The 18,079-nt window shown below is 73.7% G+C and carries 14 protein-coding genes; 1 reads left to right on the top strand and 13 read right to left on the bottom strand.

The features are described 5' to 3' along the window. Positions 1–43: 43 nt before the first annotated feature. The 7 genes from ACFFJG_RS03880 to ACFFJG_RS03910 form a co-directional block, all read right to left on the bottom strand. Positions 44–1,558: a hypothetical protein gene (locus ACFFJG_RS03880; RefSeq protein ID WP_378517289.1), complete on the bottom strand. Its 1,515-nt coding sequence runs from the start codon at positions 1,556–1,558 to the stop codon at positions 44–46. After that, on the bottom strand, positions 1,555–5,061 hold the full coding sequence (locus ACFFJG_RS03885; protein ID WP_378517290.1) for an Rne/Rng family ribonuclease: 3,507 nt from the start codon (positions 5,059–5,061) through the stop codon (positions 1,555–1,557). Before ACFFJG_RS03885 ends, ACFFJG_RS03880 begins: the two co-directional genes overlap by 4 nt. A gap of 323 nt (positions 5,062–5,384) precedes the next feature. Further along, positions 5,385–6,107 (bottom strand): TIGR03936 family radical SAM-associated protein, encoded by a 723-nt coding sequence (locus ACFFJG_RS03890; RefSeq protein WP_378517291.1) that lies wholly within the window; start codon positions 6,105–6,107, stop codon positions 5,385–5,387. A gap of 9 nt (positions 6,108–6,116) precedes the next feature. Further along, positions 6,117–6,542, bottom strand: a complete 426-nt coding sequence (locus tag ACFFJG_RS03895) for a DUF2304 domain-containing protein (RefSeq protein WP_378517292.1) — start codon at positions 6,540–6,542, stop codon at positions 6,117–6,119. Beyond that, positions 6,539–7,285, bottom strand: a complete 747-nt coding sequence (locus tag ACFFJG_RS03900) for a glycosyltransferase family 2 protein (protein ID WP_378517293.1) — start codon at positions 7,283–7,285, stop codon at positions 6,539–6,541. The genes ACFFJG_RS03895 and ACFFJG_RS03900 overlap by 4 nt, the downstream gene beginning before the upstream one ends. Positions 7,286–7,295: 10 nt before the next feature. Continuing rightward, positions 7,296–8,567 carry a polysaccharide biosynthesis protein gene (locus ACFFJG_RS03905; protein ID WP_378517294.1) on the bottom strand — a complete coding sequence of 424 codons (1,272 nt, stop codon included), beginning with the start codon at positions 8,565–8,567 and terminating at the stop codon, positions 7,296–7,298. Next, complete coding sequence (locus tag ACFFJG_RS03910) at positions 8,557–9,597, bottom strand: glycosyltransferase family 2 protein (RefSeq protein WP_378517295.1); 1,041 nt, start codon at positions 9,595–9,597, stop codon at positions 8,557–8,559. Before ACFFJG_RS03910 ends, ACFFJG_RS03905 begins: the two co-directional genes overlap by 11 nt. A 79-nt stretch (positions 9,598–9,676) precedes the next feature. On the opposite strand from ACFFJG_RS03910, the gene ACFFJG_RS03915 reads away from it, so the two are divergent. Next, positions 9,677–10,795: a UDP-N-acetylglucosamine 2-epimerase gene (locus tag ACFFJG_RS03915; RefSeq protein ID WP_378517296.1), complete on the top strand. Its 1,119-nt coding sequence runs from the start codon at positions 9,677–9,679 to the stop codon at positions 10,793–10,795. Between the two features lie 43 nt (positions 10,796–10,838). On the opposite strand, the gene ACFFJG_RS03920 is transcribed toward ACFFJG_RS03915, so the two are convergent. From ACFFJG_RS03920 to ACFFJG_RS03945, 6 genes are all read right to left on the bottom strand, one after another. Further along, positions 10,839–11,843 carry a Gfo/Idh/MocA family protein gene (locus ACFFJG_RS03920; RefSeq protein WP_378517297.1) on the bottom strand — a complete coding sequence of 335 codons (1,005 nt, stop codon included), beginning with the start codon at positions 11,841–11,843 and terminating at the stop codon, positions 10,839–10,841. After that, on the bottom strand, positions 11,843–12,946 hold the full coding sequence (locus ACFFJG_RS03925; RefSeq protein WP_378517298.1) for a DegT/DnrJ/EryC1/StrS family aminotransferase: 1,104 nt from the start codon (positions 12,944–12,946) through the stop codon (positions 11,843–11,845). The genes ACFFJG_RS03920 and ACFFJG_RS03925 overlap by 1 nt, the downstream gene beginning before the upstream one ends. Next, complete coding sequence (locus ACFFJG_RS03930) at positions 12,943–13,539, bottom strand: acyltransferase (RefSeq protein ID WP_378517299.1); 597 nt, start codon at positions 13,537–13,539, stop codon at positions 12,943–12,945. Before ACFFJG_RS03930 ends, ACFFJG_RS03925 begins: the two co-directional genes overlap by 4 nt. Continuing rightward, positions 13,536–15,098, bottom strand: coding sequence for a DUF2142 domain-containing protein (locus tag ACFFJG_RS03935; protein WP_378517300.1), 1,563 nt, complete (start codon positions 15,096–15,098; stop codon positions 13,536–13,538). The genes ACFFJG_RS03930 and ACFFJG_RS03935 overlap by 4 nt, the downstream gene beginning before the upstream one ends. Before the next feature lie 73 nt (positions 15,099–15,171). Continuing rightward, entirely contained in the window at positions 15,172–16,032 is an 861-nt protein-coding gene (locus ACFFJG_RS03940; RefSeq protein ID WP_378517301.1) for an FkbM family methyltransferase, read from the bottom strand. Positions 16,033–16,102: 70 nt separating this feature from the next. Further along, positions 16,103–18,076 (bottom strand): TIGR03960 family B12-binding radical SAM protein, encoded by a 1,974-nt coding sequence (locus ACFFJG_RS03945; protein ID WP_378517302.1) that lies wholly within the window; start codon positions 18,074–18,076, stop codon positions 16,103–16,105. Between the last annotated feature and the right edge of the window lie 3 nt (positions 18,077–18,079).

Raw genomic sequence — 18,079 nt, forward strand, 5'->3', positions numbered from 1 at the left:
GGCGGGCGCGCAGAATCGGTGCGTCGAACACCGAGGGACAAGACTACGGGATCGGGTGGCGAGCGGGCAAAACGAGGTCGTCGGGGGCCGGCGTCGCCGCTCCCCCACGGTCCGCGGAGGCACCGTCGCGGCGGAGGTCGGACATCGAGACCACCAGCGCTCCGAGCGCCAGGGCGCTGAGGAAGCCGAGCGCGGCGACCAGCTCGCTGTAGTAGTAGAGCATCGGCATCACCAGCACCGGCGGCGCGAGGCCGAGCACGACCGTGGGCACCGTCGACAGCGCGGCCCGCACCGCACCCGCCTGCGGCAGGCGCCGGCGCCAGGCCAGCAGCGCACCGAGGGCGATGACCACGAGCATGCCCGCGAAGTGCTGCGCGGTGTAGCCGAGCTTGGCGGCGTAGAGCTCCACCGCGGCCCACGGGTGGGCGCGTACGGCGTCGCGGTAGACCCCGCCGATGATCTCGTCGTACTCGGTGCTCGCGGGGACCACGTCGGGGTCGGTCTCGCGCGCCTTGTTCCAGCCGAACTCGTCGGACCACTGCACGCCGAACTCTGACGGCTGCCCGGTGATCGGCTGGGGGTAGGACAGGCCGAGGTAGAGGGGGTGCCAGGTGCCGTGCGCGTCCGGCAGCCGGGCGGTCTCGGGGCTGATCACCTCGGCGCGGCGGGCGTCGATGCGGTCGACGACCAGACCGGGCAGCAGGTGGGCGCCGAGGACGGCCACCACGAGCCCGGCGGCAGCGCCGCCGAGCGCGAGCGCCCGACCCCGGCCGCGCAGCGCCGTCCACCAGACCACGGCCACCAGCGCGGCGATGCCGAAGCCCGACATCGAGCGGAGCAGGTTGCCCGCCGTGGCCAGGGCGAGGAGCAGCACCGTCATGGTCAGCGCCACGCGCCACCCGGTGCGGTGGGTCAGCACGAACGCGACCAGCACGAGCGACAGCAGGATGACCGCGGACGGGAGCCCGTAGAGCGCGTAGACCCGCACCGGCGAGACCAGGTCGGCCTGGCCGTACTCGCTGCCGAGCAGCAGGCTGCCGTTGACCAGCCAGGTCAGCAGGGGCAGGCCGAGCATGGCGAAGCCCGCGCGGGCGCGCCCGAAGATGCGTGCCACGGTGAGGGGCAGGAGCAGCCACGGGAGCGCGCAGAGCACCGCCATGACCGCGATCAGGCCCGGGTACGGCGACGCCGACCCGGTGACGTGCGACATCCAGGAGGCGATGAGGTAGCTGCCCGGGTCGTCGTCGCCGGCGGCCTTGGTGAGCCCGCCGCCCGGCAGCTGGCCGTACCACGACCCGGTGCCGTTCTGCTTCACCAGCGGGACCCCGGTGTCGCGGTAGGCGTCGTAGGTCGCCCGCAGCTCGAGGTCGCGCGCCGGGTGGTAGGGCAGGTCCGGCATCGTCAGGACCGTCACGAACGCGACGAGGGCCAGCAGGACGCCTGCGGCGAGCAGGAGCAGCTGGGTGGTCCTCGTCCACGGCCGGACGCCGCGGCCCGCCGACGCGGCCGGAGCCGGGCCGGGTGTGGCGTCCGGTGCCGCGGACGGCTCCGGGGTCATCGCTTCCGGGTGCCCTTCTTCTTCACCGGGACGTGCTCGACGTGGGCCGAGTCCGACCCGCCGGGCTCCACCTCGGCGGTCCCCGGCTCGACGGCCCCGGACTCGGGCAGCGTGCCGGTCACCCCGGACGTCACCCCTGAGGTCGTCCCGGTCTCGGCCAGCGCCGAGGGCGGGCCCGCGGGACGGCTGGCAGCACGGCGACGCGTCCGGGTCACGACCCGGGGCTTCTCGGGCGCGACCGGCTCGGCGACCGGCTCCGCGACCGGCTCCGCGACGGGCTCCGCGACCGCCGCCACCTCGGGCTCGTCGGCCACCTCGGCCACCGGCTCGGCCACCGGCTCGGCCACCGGGGCGGGCGACGACTCCTCGGCCGGCGCCTGTGCGTCGGTCGCGGTGGCGTCTACCGTCTCGGGGGCGTCGGTGACCGGCGCGTCCGGGGCGGGGCTGTCGGTCACGCCGCCGGACGTCTCCTCGGAGGCCTTCTCGTGACGCGCCATGGCGGCGACGTCGCGCGGCGACGGGGCGGCGCTGGCCTGCTCGGCGCCACGCTGCTCGCCGCTGTCACCGTTGCCGTCCTCGCCGTTGGCGCCACGACGGCCACGGCGACGGCTGCTGCGGCGGCCTTCGCCCTCCTCGACCTTGTGGTTCGGGTCGACCGGCTGGTCCTTGATGACGACGCCGCGGCCGTGGCAGTGCTCGCAGTTCTCGCTGAACGCCTCGAGGAGGCCGGTGCCGATGCGCTTGCGCGTCATCTGCACCAGGCCGAGCGAGGTCACCTCGGCGACCTGGTGGCGGGTGCGGTCGCGGCCCAGGCACTCCACGAGCCGCCGCACGACGAGGTCGCGGTTGGACTCGAGCACCATGTCGATGAAGTCGACGACGATGATGCCGCCGATGTCGCGCAGCCGGAGCTGGCGCACGATCTCCTCGGCCGCCTCCAGGTTGTTCTTGGTGACGGTCTCCTCGAGGTTGCCGCCCGAGCCGGTGAACTTGCCGGTGTTGACGTCGACGACCGTCATCGCCTCGGTGCGGTCGATGATCAGCGAGCCGCCCGAGGGCAGCCACACCTTGCGGTCGAGGCCCTTGTGGATCTGCTCGTCGATCCGGTAGGTCGAGAACACGTCGCCGGCGCCGTTGCGCTGGTAGCGCTCCACCCGGTCGACGAGGTCGGGCGCGACCGCCTCCACGTACCCGCGGACGGTGTCCCAGGCGTCGTCACCCTCGATGACGAGCTTGGAGAAGTCCTCGGTGAACAGGTCGCGGACGACCTTGAGGGTGAGGTCGGGCTCGCCGTAGAGGAGCTGGGGGCCGGAGCCCTTGTGGGCGGCCTTCTTCTCGATGTCCTCCCAGCGCGCCTTGAGCCGCTCGACGTCGCGGGTCAGCTCCTCCTCGCTGGCACCCTCGGCCGCGGTGCGCACGATGACGCCGGCGGTGTCGGGGACGATCTCCTTGAGGAGCGTCTTGAGCCGGTTGCGCTCGGTGTCGGGCAGCTTGCGGGAGATGCCGGAGGTGGTGCCGTCCGGGACGTAGACCAGGAAGCGGCCGGCCAGGCTGACCTGGCTGGTGAGGCGGGCGCCCTTGTGGCCGACCGGGTCCTTGGTGACCTGCACCAGGACCATCTGGCCGCTGGAGAGCACCGACTCGATCTTGCGGGGCTGGCCGTCCTTGTGGCCGAGCGCGGACCAGTTGACCTCACCGGCGTAGAGGACCGCGTTGCGGCCCTTGCCGATGTCGACGAACGCCGCCTCCATGGAGGGGAGCACGTTCTGCACGCGGCCGAGGTAGACGTTGCCGATCAGCGAGGTCTGCGACTCGCGGGCGACGTAGTGCTCGACCAGGACGCGGTCCTCGAGGACCCCGATCTGGGTGAGGTCGTGGCGCTGCCGGATGACCATGACGCGGTCGACCGACTCGCGGCGGGCCAGGAACTCGGCCTCGCTGACGATGGGGGCGCGGCGGCGGCCGGCCTCGCGACCCTCGCGACGACGCTGCTTCTTGGCCTCGAGGCGGGTCGAGCCCTGGACCGAGGTGATCTGGTCCTCGGCCGAGCGGACCTTGCGGACGCGAGTGACGGTGTGGGCGTCGTCGTCGTCGCCCGAGCCCTCCTCGCCGGCGCGCCGGCGACGGCGACGGCGGCGAGAGGAGCCCTCGCAGGAGCCGTCGGTGGTCTCGGACTGGTCGGGACCGGAGCCGCCGGCCTCGGTGTCACCGGCCGCGGCGTCGGTCGCCGCGGCGTCGTCGGAGTCGTCGGCACCGGCGTCGGAGTCGGAGCCCGACTCGGGCGAGCCGTCGGAGGACTTGCGGCGGCGGCGACCCCCTCGCCGACGGCGGCGACGGGCCGGGCCCTCGCCGTCGGCGGAGTCCTCGGACTGCTCGCCCTGCTCGTCGTCGTCGGCGTCGGCGTCCTCTGACCCGTCCTCGGTGGCCGTCTCGGGCGCGTCCTCGGTCGCCGCGGCGTCCTCGTCGGTCTCCTCGGCGTCGGGGTCGAGGGCGTCCGCCTCGGTGGTCTCGTCGTCGACCGGCGCCTCGGCCGCGGCGGCGCGCGATCCCTTGCCGGACCTCCGGCGGGACCTCGCGGGCTTCTCGGCGGGCGCCTCGCCGGCGCTCTCGTCGGTGACGGCCTCGGTGACAGCCTCGGTGACGGCGTCGGTGTCGGTGGCAGCGCTGGTGGCGGCGACCTGGTCGGCGCTCACGTCGGCGGACGCGGCGGCCTTGCGGGACCGGCTCGAGCGCGAGCGGGTGCGGGTGGCCGGGGCGGCGGTCTCGTCCGCCGCTGCATCGGCGGTGGCGTCAGGGGTGGCGCCAGGGGTGGCCACGGCGTCGCCGGCGGCCTCCGCCTCGTCGGCCGCGACCGGGACGGGGGCCGTCTTCTTGCGGGTGCGGCGGGTCGTGGTGACGACGGGCGCCTGGAACAGGACGGCGTGACCGGTGCCCGCGTCGGCCGCGTCGTCGGCGTGGTCGGCGGGGCTCCCGAGGGCGTCGGGAGCCCCGGGCGCCTCTGCGGCGGCGGCCTTCTTCGCCGGTGCCTTCTTGGCGGCCGCCTTCTTGGCGGGTGCGCGCTTGGCGGTCTTCCTCGCCGGGGCCGGGGCCTCGGCCGCGGCGCCGGGCTCGGGGGCCTCGGCACCGGTGACGTCGGCGGTCAGGTCAGGATCGAGGCCGGCGTCGAGGTCGGGGGTCACCTCGACGGCGGGCGCCGCGGCGGCCTTCTTGGCGGGCGCCTTCTTCGCAGCGGCCTTCTTGGCCGGCGCGCGCTTGGCGGCCTTCTTCGCCGGGGCTGCCTCGGCGGCGGGCTCGGCAGCGGGGTCGGCGGCCGGTCCTGCGACGGGCTCGGCGGCCGTCGGGGTGGTCGCGGTGCTCGCGTCCGCGGCGGGAGCTGCGGTCTTGCGGGTGCGCGACGAGCGGGTGCGTCGCGTCACGACGGGCGGGGCCGCGGCCCCCTGCGCCGGCGCGGTCTCGCCGTCGCCGTTCGAGGTGGTGGTGTCGGGCTGGTCGGGATCGAGCATGCGGTGCTCCTCGGGCACCCTCGGGTGCCGATGTCGGCGCCCACCGCTCTCGCACGGCGATCCCGGGGACGCAAAGCTTCTGTGGCGGCGACCCCCTCCGCGGGTGCGTCTCCGGAGGCCTTCCGCCACCCGCCGCGGTCGCCGGGCCCGGGGAAGTCGCTGTCACCGACTCCTCAGGCCGCGTCGCGGTCCGGTGACGTCCACCCGTCCGGGGTGCCGACCGCGTGGTGCGACCGGCGAGAACGTCGTCGGCTCGACGCGGTCCCGACGGTCGTCGGGGGCGTCGAACGTGGCGAGTATCGCACACGCCGCCGCGGCGACCCCTATGCGCGGGCCGCCAGCGGGTCGCCGACCTCGCCGCCGTCGAGGAGCGGGCCCTGCACCAGCCGCGTCATGAGCGGCGCGGCACCGGCCGAGAGCCCGGCCACCACCTCGAGGCCGCGGAGCACGTCGTCGGGGCGGACGGCGGGCGTGCCGTGCCGCAGCACCACGTCGAGCGACGTACGCCCGGGGGCGGGCGCGTCGGGCAGCACGGCCAGCGCGACCACGGCCCCCCGCGCGTCGAACGCGCGCATGCCCTTCTTGGTCATCCGCTCCACGAGCGCCTCCTCGGCGGCGAGGAACCGCGCGACCGCGTCGGCGGCGACGGCGTGCTCGGCGTCCACGTCGATGCGCCAGCGGCTGGCCTCGAGCAGGTCCGCGAGCGACCCGCCCGGCGACGCGACGACCTCGAGCACGTCGAGCCCGGGCGGCAGGGCCTCGTCGAGCAGGGCGTGGATCGCGACGGGGTCCACGACCTCGGCGAGAGCGAGCTCGAGGTACTCCGCCTCGCTCGCCGACCCCGTGGGCGCGGCGCCGGCGTAGGAGATGCGGGGGTGCGGGTTGAAGCCCGAGGAGTACGCCATCGGGATGCGGGCGCGGAACACCGCGCGCTCGAAGGCCCGGCTGAAGTCGCGGTGGCTGGTGAACCGCAGCCGTCCCCGCTTGGCGTAGCGGACGCGGAGGCGCTGGACGGGCGGGGCCTGCTGCTCGGGTTGGTCACGCACGGGGTGACGCTAGCCGACCTCGGGCGGAGTCCGGGGATCGTCGGACGCCCGCTCGGCCGGGGTCGTGGGGCCCTCCCCCGTGGCCGTGCCGCGCCCGGGGCGCTGCTCGACCTGGAGCCGGATCAGCGCGATCTCCTCGGCGAGGGTGCGGGTGCGCTCCTCGAGCCGCCCGATCTCGTAGCTGAGCTGGATCGAGATGAACAGCAGCAGCATGATCGCGCCGAAGAACAGCAGGTTGGCCGGCACCTCGACGCCGAGGACGTCGGCCGAGGCGGTCAGCATCTGCGGGAAGACCGCGAGCAGCACCGTCGCGACGACCACGACGACCCAGATGACGGCGTACTTCTCGCGGAGCCGCTGGCGGCGCAGCATCTCGAAGATGACCACCAGCGTCAGGACGCCGCCGATCAGGCCGAGCGTGAAGGTCGAGCTCATGCCTTCTCCTGCCCCAGGGTCTCGGTGGCGGCGGGCCACCGGCGGACGAGCGCGAGCCCGAGCGCCACCACGGCGCGGGCGAGGTAGACCGTCGCCTTGAGCGGGCTCTGGCTGGCCTGGCCGATCGTGCGGGGCCGCATCTCCACGGGGAGCTGGCGCACGGTGCAGCCGACGCGCAGCGCGATCACGAGCGACTCGACGGTGTCGCCGAGGTACTCGGCCGGGTAGTGGTCGGCGAAGACCACGACGGCACGGCGGTTGGCGGCGCGGAAGCCACTGGTCACGTCGGTCAGGCGGGTGCCGGCCAGGCGGGACAGGACGCCGGCGAGCAGCCACATCGCCCAGCGGCGGGGACCGGTCGCACGGTAGGACCCCTCCCCCGCAAAGCGGGCGCCCACGACGACGTCGGCCTCGTCGAGCCCGCGGACGAGCTCGGTGAGGTACGCCGGGTCGTGCTGGCCGTCGGCGTCGATCTGGACGACCACGTCGTAGCCGGCGCGCAAGGCGTAGCGGTAGCCCGCCCGCATCGCACCGCCGACGCCGAGGTTGTAGGGCAGCCGCGCCACGAGGGCGCCGGCCGCCTCGGCGACGTCGGCGGTGCCGTCGCCCGAGCCGTCGTCGACGACCAGGAGGTCGACGTCGGGCCGCGCGGCACGGATCTCGGCGATCGTCGAGGCGATCACGCCGGCCTCGTTCCACGCGGGGATGACCACGAGGACACGTGCGTCGGGTCGTGCAGGCATGGGGGGCACCTTAGTGGCCCGTCGTCCGGGCACCGGCTTCGGCGCTCGCCACCGTTCGCAGGACCGCGACCGCGGTGGCGGCGAAGGCGACGACCGAGGCGACCGTGAACCCGGCCAGGCCGCGGGCCTCGGGGCCCCACGGAGTGGCGAGCATCACCAGCGCGGCACCGGCGATCGCCAGGCCCCAGCAGCCGGTGAGCCGCCAGTAGCGCTGCAGTGCCACGAGGGCCGCGGCCTGCAGCAGGGCCCCGGCCATGACGCACGTGGCTCCGGTGACCAGCGCCACCATCAGCCCGGTGGGGCGGAAGTCGGACCCGAGCACGAGACCGACGGCCCACGGGCCGACGAGGTAGCCGAGCGCGCCGCCCACCACGGCCAGGAGCGTGCTCCCGCCGGCGATGCGGGCCAGGGCGCGGGTCAGCCGCTGGGTCTCCGCGGCGCGGCTCCACCGGACCACGGTCGGCACCACCAGCGCCTGGACGGGCGCGAGCAGCGCGAGCGGGGCGCGGGCCAGCGTGATCACGGCGAACAGCACGGCGAGGTCGCGCGGGTTGCCCAGCACGGCCGTGGCCACGGTCGGGAAGCCGGTGAGGACCAGCGCCGAGAGGCCGTTGGCGGTCGCGAGGGCGGCGACCGTGGCACCCACGCCGCGCCACGGGTCCCAGGCGCCCGACCAGTCGATCTCGCGAGCCACCCGCGTCCCCACGAAGACCCACACGGCCGAGCCGAGCACGGTGACGACCACCGCCCACGTGACGGACGCGTCGACGCCGATCCCCACGAGCACCCCGAGCGCCACCAGGCGCAGGACGCTCTCGCCGGCGATGAGCCAGGCGTACGGGCGGATCGCCTGGCTGCCCAGGAGGATCCCGCGGGAGAGGACCAGCAGGACCACGTTGGCCATCGACACCACGGTGAGCGCCACGATCGTCGCGGACCCCTGGACGATCTCGCGGCCCCGGGGCCACAGGAGCAGGAGCGCCAGCACCACCACGCAGGCCAGCGCTGCCAGGCCGATGGCCTGGACGACCCCCACCGGGGTGCGCGTCCGGTCGAGGCGGGCGGCCGTCGCGCGGCGGGTGACCTCCTGCTCCAGCGCGCCGAGGACGCTCGCGAACGCGAAGACCAGTCCCCAGATCGCCTGGAAGTGGCCGTACTCCCCCTTGGTGAGCCAGTGCGCCATCAGCACCAGGAGCAGCAGGCCGAGTCCGCTGGAGGTGAAGAACGCGACCGAGAGCAGTCGGAGGTTCGCGCGAGCGCCGGAGGCCCGGCTAGTGGTCACGACGTCCGTCAGCCATCCGGAGGCCGCGCACCACCCCGGCGCCGAAGAGGGCGCCGAAGGCCGGCGTCAGCAGGCTCACCGCCGCAGCCTCCCGGGCCGTCCCGCCCGCCCACCGCGTCGTGGCGCCGGTGGCGACGCACCCCAGCACCGCGCCGGCGGCGGTCGTCCTCGGGGCGACCGTGAGCGCCACGAGGCCGAGCGCGGCCGCCGACCCGAGAGCGGCGAGGAGCGTCCGGGACCGCGCCGGGTCGTCGAGGTAGCCGTCGACGAAGGTGGTGCCGCGGTAGTAGCACTGGCGCGACCAGGCGCCCCGTCCGGTCTTGACGTGGTGGCGGCACATCACCTCGGGCGAGAGGTGGATGTCCTCGACCCCGGCGACCGCACGCAGCAGCCGGGTGTCGTCGGAGGCCAGCGACCTGTCCTCGAAGTGCGACTCGAAGCCGGCAGCGGCGTCGCGCAGGAGACGGGTCGGGGCGACGAACGCCGTCGTGCCCTTCGGGAACCGGTCGAAGTCGTCCTGGCCGAAGGCGACGGCCGTGCGGTTGCGGAAGTAGTCGCGCCACCACACCTTGGTGATGCCCGTCCAGAAGAGCGCGGACAGCTGGGTCGTGGCGGGGGTGACGTCGAAGTTCCACACCCGCTCGCCGCGCTCCACCGCCGCCCGGATGCGCGTCAGCGAGTCGGGCTCGACCTCGACGCGGGCGTCGAGGAGCAGCACCAGCTCGGTGGTCACCGCGTCCAGGCCGACCGCCCGCGCGGCGAACCGCCCGGCGTTGGCCTGGTGGATCACCCGCACGTGGGGGCGGCGGCCCACCTCGTCGAGGACCGCGAGGCTCTCGGGGTCGCTGCCGCCGTCGTCGACGACCACCACCTCGAGCTCCCAGGCGGCCCGACGGGCCGCGACGTCGAGCGCGTCGAGCGCCCGGCGCACCCACGATCCCTCGTTGTAGGCTGGCATCACCACGCCGAGCCGTGCGTACGCCTCCTGCTCGGGGGTGTCCGCGGTGGGCAGTGTCCGGGTGTCCTGCACGGTGGTGGACCACCCTTTCGTCGCTCGCTGATCCGCGAGCAGACGATACTGCAACGCCGAGACGACCTACGGAGAGCCAGTGACGATCGCCTTCATCGCGGGGACGACGGCCGAGATCATCAAGCTGGCCCCGGTCATCCGGGCGCTGGAGGACCGCGGCGAGGACGTCGAGCTGTGGAACACCGCGTTCCACGTCGGCGGCCTGCCGGCCACCCTGGCCGACCTCGGCCTGGCGCAGCCGACCGTCGAGCTGGTCCCCGCGGCGCGGCAGAGCGACGTCGTGCGCGTCACGCAGGTGCCCGGGTGGGGCGCCCGCATCGCCTGGACGGTGCTGCGCCGGCGCCGCGAGCTGCGCCGCCGGCTGGCACGCGGCACCGGCCGGCCCCTGGTGGTCGTGCACGGCGACACCTCCAGCACCGTGCTCGGGGCCCTGCTGGGCCGCTTCCTGCGCGCCGAGGTGGCGCACGTGGAGGCCGGCATGCGCACCGGCGACATCTGGCACCCGATGCCCGAGGAGATCAACCGGCGCCTGGTCGCGAAGATCGCCACCCTCCACTTCGCTCCGACCGCCAACGAGGTGGCGCACCTGCGCCGCGAGAAGGCGAAGGGCTCGATCGTCGACACGGGAGCCAACACCGTGATCGACGCCCTGCGCATGGCCATCGACGGCGACGCCCCGGCGGTCGAGCTCCCCGACGAGTTCGGCCTGGTCACGCTGCACCGCTTCGAGATGCTGCGCAACGGCCCGGTCTTCTCGCGCACCCTGGAGGTGCTGGCCGAGGCCAGCCGGACCATGCCGCTGGTGATGCCGGCCGGCAACACCGAGCGCAACCGGATCGACGAGCTCGGTCTGCGTCACCTCTTCGGCGACACCTTCCGGCTCGTCGACAAGCAGCCGTACGCGCGGTTCATGCCGCTGCTGGCCCGCGCCAGCTTCGTGGTCACCGACTCCGGCGGCCTGCAGCAGGAGTGCGGCATCCTCGGAAAGCCCGCCGCGATCCACCGCGAGGCGGTGGAGTCGCAGCAGGGCATCGGCGAGAACCTCGTCCTCACCGGCCTCGACATGGACGTGCTGCAGGACTTCCTCGCGCACTGGCGCGACCGCACCCGGCCCTCGCTGCTGGAGCAGTTCCACCCCACCGAGGTGATCGTCGCCGAGCTCGGGCGCACCGGTCACCTCCGCGACGCGACCGCCTGAGGACGGGCTGGCGGACAGGCTCGAGGGCGGGCCTGAGGTCGGGCTAGAGGACGACCTCGACGCCCTCGCTCGCCGAGCGCAGGCACGCCTCGACGACGCGGAGCGTCTGCACGCCCTCGGCCATCGCGACGATGCCGGTGGCGTCGGCGCCGAGGACGGCGTCGCGGAAGTTCGTCTGCTCGACCGCCAGCGGCTCGCGCTTGGGGATCGCGAAGCGCGTCACGTCGCCCTCGTTGACGCCCCGGAAGGTCGTCACGGCGTCCCAGTCGTTCTCGAAGGTGCCGTTGGCGTAGAAGGTGAGGTCGCCGGTCAGCGTGTCGGCCACCAGGGCCCCACCCTCGCCGGTCGCGACGCACTGGCGCTCCTTGCGCGGGGACAGCCAGTTGACCAGGTGGTTGACGATCACGCCGTTGGCCAGCAGCCCGGTCGCGACGACCATGTCCTCCTTGTCGCGGCCCGAGCGGTGCTGGGTGTGGGCGGTGAGGCGGGCGTAGTGGGAGCCGGCGATCCACGGCGTCAGGTCGAAGTCGTGGGTCGCGAGGTCCTGGACGACGCCGACGTCGGTGATGCGGGGCGGGAACGGGCCCTGGCGCGAGGTGGTGATCTGGTAGATGTCACCGAGCAGCCCCTGCTGGATGCGCTCGCGCATGGCGATGATCGCGGGGTTGCAGCGCTCGACGTAGCCCACGCACCCGACCACGCCGGCCGCGGTGAACGCCTCCGCGACCCGCTCCCCCGCCTCGACGGAGTGCGCGATCGGCTTCTCGACCATGGTGGCCACGCCGGCCGCGGCCAGCGCGAGCGCGACGGCCTCGTGGTGCACCGTCGGCACGGCCACGACGGCGGCGTCGATGCCGGCGCCGATGAGGGCGTCCACGTCGGGCAGCACCGGCAGGTCGCCGGAGACGTCGAAGCGGTCACCGACCGGGTCGGCCACGGCGACCAGGTCCATGCCGGGCGTCGCGCGGACCACGCGGGCGTGGTGCCGGCCCATCGACCCGAGCCCGATCACCCCGACGCGCAGCGTGCGGTCCTGGTCGTGCGTCATCACGAGCCTGCCTTCACTACGGTGTTGACGGCCTCGACGATGCGCTCGAGGTCGGAGGCGGACAGGGAGGGGTGCACCGGGAGCGAGAGCACCTCGGCGGCCGCCCGCTCCGTCTCGGGGAGGTCGAGCCCGGGGGCGAACCGGCTCAGCGACTCCAGCCGGTGGTTCGGGATCGGGTAGTAGACGCCGGAGCCGACCTGGAACTCCTCGCGTAGGCGGCGCACCACCTCGTCGCGGTCCTCGGGGACCCGGACGGTGTACTGGTGGTAGACGTGGGTGGCCTGCTCGGCCACGGCCGGGACGGCCACCGACTCCAGGTGCGCGTCGAGGAATGCCGCGTTGTCCTGGCGGGTCCGGGTCCAGGCGCCGACCTTGGTGAGCTGCACCCGTCCGATCGCGGCGTGGATGTCGGTCATCCGGTTGTTGAGGCCGACGAGCTCGTTGGCGTACTGGCGCTCCATGCCCTGGTTGCGCAGCAGCTTGACGCGGCGCACGACCTCGTCGTCGGCGCAGGAGACCATCCCGCCCTCGCCGGAGGTCATGTTCTTGGTCGGGTAGAGGGAGAACATCGCGAACGTGCCGAACGAGCCGACGGGCGCACCGTCCCAGGTGGCGCCGTGGGCCTGGGCCGCGTCCTCGAACAGCATCACGCCGTGGCGCTCGGCGACGGCGCGCAGCGCCGTCATGTCGGCGGGGTGGCCGAAGAGGTGGACCGGCATGATCGCCCTGGTGCGCTCGGTGATCGCGGCCTCGACCGCCTCCAGGGCCAGGCAGAAGTAGGTCGGCTCGATGTCGACGAACACCGGCGTCGCGCCGGTGAGCGCGACGGAGTTGGCGGTCGCGGCGAAGGTGAACGACGGCACGATCACCTCGTCGCCCGGACCGATGCCCGCCGCGAGGAGCCCGAGGTGCAGGCCCGAGGTGCCGGAGTTGACCGCGACGCAGGTGCGCCCGGCGACCAGCTGGTCGCCGAACTCCTGCTCGAACGCGGCGACCTGAGGGCCCTGCGCGACCATGCCGGTCTGCAGGACCGCGTCGACGGCGGCCCGCTCGTCGGGGCCGATGATCGGCTTGGCAGGGGGGATGAACTCGCGCTCGGTCATGCTTCTCTCTCCTCGAGTCGTCCGTCGACGACGTTGTGGACCGCGCCGGTCGAGGGATCGACCAGCGAGCCGTCGGGCTGTTCCTCCAGCCGCGTGCCCGAGCGTCCCACCCAGCCGATCTGGCGGGCCGGGACACCGGCGACCAGCGCGTGGGCGGGGACGTCGCGGGTGACGACCGACCCGGCCGCGACCAGCGCCCAGGCGCCGACGCGCACCGGGGCCACGCACACCGACCGGGCGCCGATGGCGGCGCCGTCGTCGATGGTGACCCCGACGGCCTCCCAGTCCGAGGCGGACTTGAGCGAGCCGTCGGGGTTGACCGCGCGCGGGTAGGTGTCGTTGGTGAGCACGACCGCGGGGCCGATGAAGACGCCGTCGCCCAGCACGGCGGGCTCGTAGACGAGGGCGTGGTTCTGGACCTTGCAGTGGTCGCCCATCTGCACGCCCGAGCCGATGTAGGCGCCGCGGCCGATCACGCAGCCGGCGCCGATGCGGGCGCCCTCGCGGACCTGGCTCAGGTGCCAGATGCTGGTGCCGTCGCCGATGGTGGCGTCGGGCGACACCTCGGCCGAGTCGACTGCTCGGTAGCTCATGCGGGCACCTCCGGGGACGGGCTCGGTACGGGGTCGGGGTCGGGCGTGGGGTCGTGCCTGGGGCCGCTCGTGGGGCGCCCGGTCGTGGCGTCGGCGCTGGGATGGACCGTGGGGCGCCACGACGAGGCGACCATCGTCGCGGCGAGCACGGCGAAGGAGAGACCGCCCACGACGGCCACCGTGCCGGGCGATGGCGCCGACTGCCACCACCACTCGAGGTGGTCGATGTGCACGGGGCCGTCGATGCCGGTGACGTAGCGGCGGGCGTTGGCGTAGATGGCCGCGGTGTTGGCCACCGCGAGGGCGAGGCCGATCGCGACGGCCTGCACCCGCGACAGCGTCAGCGCCCGGTCGGCGACCCGGTCGACGAGCAGGACCGCGAGCAGGATCGGCATCAGGGGCAGGATGTAGCGCGGCTGCACGCTCTCCCCCACCACCAGGCGGGCGCGGTAGAGGGTCATCAGCGGGAGCACGAGCATCGGCAGGAAGATCAGCAGCGCCGCGAGCGCCTTGGGCACGCTCATCCGGCCCAGCCCGGTGAGGCCGAGGAACCCGACGACGAGCACCGCCGGGAACGCGGTCACCGCGTTGACGGGGGTGTCCAGCCAACCGAGGCCGAAGCCGTAGCCGAACATCCCGCTGAAGAGCGTCGGGAACTCGCTGAGCAGGTTGGGCAGGACCTGGTCGACCGTCCGGTCGGTCTCCGCGGAGGCACCGGCGATGCTGGCGACCTGCGCCGCCACGAGGAGCCGCCACAGGCACACCACCCCGACCAGCACCGGGAGCACCACGAGCCGCTTGTCGGCCCACAGGGTGCGCCAGTGCAGGATGCACAGCGCGACCGTCACGACACCGGCGTACGCCGGCGCGTCGCCGCGGGCGGACAGCGCCATGGTGAGGCCGAGGGCCGCGAGCACCAGTGCCGGCACCCGGCGACGTCGCTCGGGCACGAGCAGGGCGGTGTGCAGCGCGAACCCGAAGGCGGTGAGGCCGGACAGCGCCCAGCTGGTGGGGTTGACCGAGGCCAGCATGAACCAGCCCAGGGGCACCAGGACCGTGGTCACCGTGATGGCCATCAGCCGGCGCACGGCCGCCGTCGTCACGAGCGCGATCGCGCCCAGGAGCAGGGCGCCGAGCGCCACGTTGGCGATCCGCATCGACAGCACCGACTCGGGGACGCTGTCGCGCACCAGCAGGTGCATCACGTCGTAGAACCCGCCGGGGTAGGTGCCGTTGTCGAGCGCCTCGGTCGTCGCCGTCCTCCCGCGGAGCGGGAGCTGGCAGGCGCCCGACTGGGCCGGGTCGAAGGCGTAGCAGCTGGGGTTCGCGACGAGCGCGGGCACCTCGACGACGCGACCACCCGTGGTCTCCGACGTCCCGACGACGCGGCAGGTGTCGGCGGAGGAGGACTCGGTCGCGCCGACGCACCAGATCGTGGCCTGGTGGTAGTTGTCGTCCGGTGACGAGCCGGGGGGCGAGGACAGCGCCCACATCGTCCCGCACACGGTGGCCGCCACGACCGCGACGAGGATCGCCACCATCCCTAGGGTCCGCTTCACCGGGAGACCTTCTCCCGTGAGCGCCGTACGGGACAAAACGGGGGTACGGCTGAGCTGGCGGCGTGCACGCGCGTCAGCGGGGACGGCCCGTGAAGAGCACGGTGTAGGCGCGCGTGTCCTCGAGCGCCGCGACGTCGAGGCTGGTGACCTCGCGGGGCGTGGTCGCCTCGAACCACTGGGCGGTGCCGTAGAGGGCGAAGAGGTCGTCCATCGTGCTCTGCCACAGCCGCACCTGCTCCGCAGAGGTCCAGGCGGTCGGGTTGACCTCCATCATCAGCAGCGGGCGGCGGCGCTCGAACATCCCCCAGGCGCCGGCGAGGAACTGCGGCTCGTGGCCCTCGATGTCGACCTTCACCACGTCGGGGTCGGCGCCCCCGTGCGCGCGGAGGAACTCCTCGCCGGTGGTGGTGGGGACGTCGATGGACTCCACGCCGGGCTCGAGGTCGATCCCGCCGATCTGGTCGCAGCCGTGGGCGTCGGGGTGCACCGCCATGCGCGCCGTCCCGACGGAGTCGGAGAGCGCGACGAAGTGGGTGCGCACGTTGGTGACGTGGTTGGCCGCGACGTTGTCGACCAGTCGCTGGTGGGTGGCCGGCACCGGCTCGAACGCCTCGACCCGACCCCGGTGGGCGGCCGCGCCCAGCAGCACGGCGTAGATGCCGATGTTGGCGCCGACGTCCCAGACGGTGGCGTCCTCCGGCACCAGCGGCAGGAGCGTGTCGAGCTCCTCGGCCTCGAAGCCGCCGCTGTGCACGGCGGGGTAGAGGGTGAGGTCCTGGCCGATCCGGAAGTGGTGCCCGCGGAAGGCGACGGGCTCGTCCCAGCTGCCCCGGAAGCGCACGCGGGCCAGCCCGCGGTAGGCGGCCACGACCGCGCGCGAACGCTGCAGGCCGTGCTGCAACGCCCAGGCACGCGCTGTGCTCTCCAGACCCATCCCCAGCCCTCCGTCTCGATGGTCCGGGCATCGTAGCGACACCGGGCGGACCATCCCGAGGGGTGGGGTCTCAGACCACCGAGAGCGGCAGCAGCTGCCGGCCGGTGGGCCCGACCTGGATCTCGGTGCCCATCTCGGGGCACACGCCGCAGTCGTAGCACGGGGTCCAGCGGCAGTCCTCGACCTCGATGTCGGCGCCGTCGGCGGCCGCGAGCGCGTCCTCCCAGTCGCCCCACAGCCAGTCCTTGTCGAGGCCGGAGTCGAGGTGCTCCCAGGGCAGCACCTCGTCGTAGTCGCGCTCGCGGGTGGTGTACCAGTCGACGTCGACGCCGGTGCCGGCCAGGCCCCGCTCGGCGGCGGCCATCCATCGGTCGTAGGAGAAGTGCTCGCTCCAGCCGTCGAAGCGGCCGCCGTCGCGCCAGACCTCCTCGATGACCCGGCCCACGCGGCGGTCGCCGCGCGAGAGCAGGCCCTCGACGATGCCGGGCTTGCCGTCGTGGTAGCGGAAGCCGATGGCGCGGGCGTACTTCTTGTCCTGGCGCACCACGTCGCGCAGCAGGCGCAGCCGCTCGTCGGTCGCCTCGTGGTCGAGCTGCGCGGCCCACTGGAACGGCGTGTGCGGCTTGGGCACGAACCCGCCGATCGAGACGGTGCAGCGGATGTCGTTGCGGCCGGAGACCTCGCGGCCCTTGGCGATCACGCGCTTGGCGAGGTCGGCGATGGCCAGCACGTCCTCGTCGGTCTCCCGCGGCAGCCCGCACATGAAGTAGAGCTTCACCTGGCGCCAGCCGTGGGAGTAGGCGGTCGCGACGGTGCGGATCAGGTCGTCCTCGCTCACCATCTTGTTGATGACCTTGCGCATCCGCTCCGAGCCGCCCTCGGGGGCGAACGTCAGGCCGGAGCGGCGGCCGTTGCGGGAGAACTCGTTGGCCAGCGTGATGTTGAAGGCGTCGACGCGGGTGCTGGGCAGCGACAGGGAGACGTTGGAGCCCTCGTAGCGGTCGGCCAGGCCCTTGGCGACCTCGCCGATCTCGGTGTGGTCGGCGCTGGAGAGCGAGAGCAGGCCGACCTCCTCAAAGCCCGACTTGCGGATGCCGTTCTCGACCATGTCGCCGATGGTCTCGATCGACCGCTCGCGCACGGGGCGGGTGATCATCCCGGCCTGGCAGAAGCGGCAGCCGCGCGTGCAGCCGCGGAAGATCTCGACGGAGAAGCGCTCGTGCACGGTCTCGGCGAGCGGGACCAGCGGGTTCTGCGGGTACGGCCACTGGTCGAGGTCCATCAGGGTGTGCTTGCGCACCCGGAACGGGATGCCGGGCCGGTTGGGCACGACCGCCTCGATGGAGCCGTCAGCGGCGTAGGCGACGTCGTAGAAGCGCGGGACGTAGATGTTGCCGGTGACCGCGAGCCGGCGCAGCAGCTCCTCGCGACCGCCCGGACGGTCCTCGGCCTTCCACTCGCGGACCACCTCGGAGATCGCCAGCACGACCTCCTCGCCGTCGCCCAGCACGGCGGCGTCGACGAAGTCGGCCACCGGCTCGGGGTTGAAGGCCGCGTGGCCGCCGGCGATGACGACCGGGTCGTCCTCACCGCGGTCGGCCGCGTGCAGCGGGATGCCGGCGAGGTCGAGGGCGTTGAGCATGTTGGTGTAGCCGAGCTCGGTGGAGAAGCTGAGGCCGAAGAGGTCGAACGCGCCGACCGGTCGGTGGCTGTCGACGGTGAACTGCGGGATCGGGCCGAGCTCGTCGCCCTCGCGCATCACCTTCTCCATGTCGGGCCACACCGAGTAGGTGCGCTCGGCCAGGATCCAGTCGCGCTCGTTGAGCACCTCGTAGAGGATCTGCACGCCCTGGTTGGGCAGCCCGACCTCGTAGGCGTCGGGGTACATCAGCGCCCAGCGGACCGTCGGGCCGCCGGTGCCGGAGGTCTCGGCGCAGTCCCAGTCCTTGACGACCGAGTTCAGCTCGCCGCCGACGTACTGGATCGGCTTCTGCACCGACGGCAGCCTGGACTCCAGACGGACGAACACCGACTCAGCACGCACCGC

Origin of the sequence: Nocardioides zeicaulis, from assembly GCF_042432345.1 — a bacterium.
Lineage (GTDB): Bacteria > Actinomycetota > Actinomycetes > Propionibacteriales > Nocardioidaceae > Nocardioides > Nocardioides zeicaulis.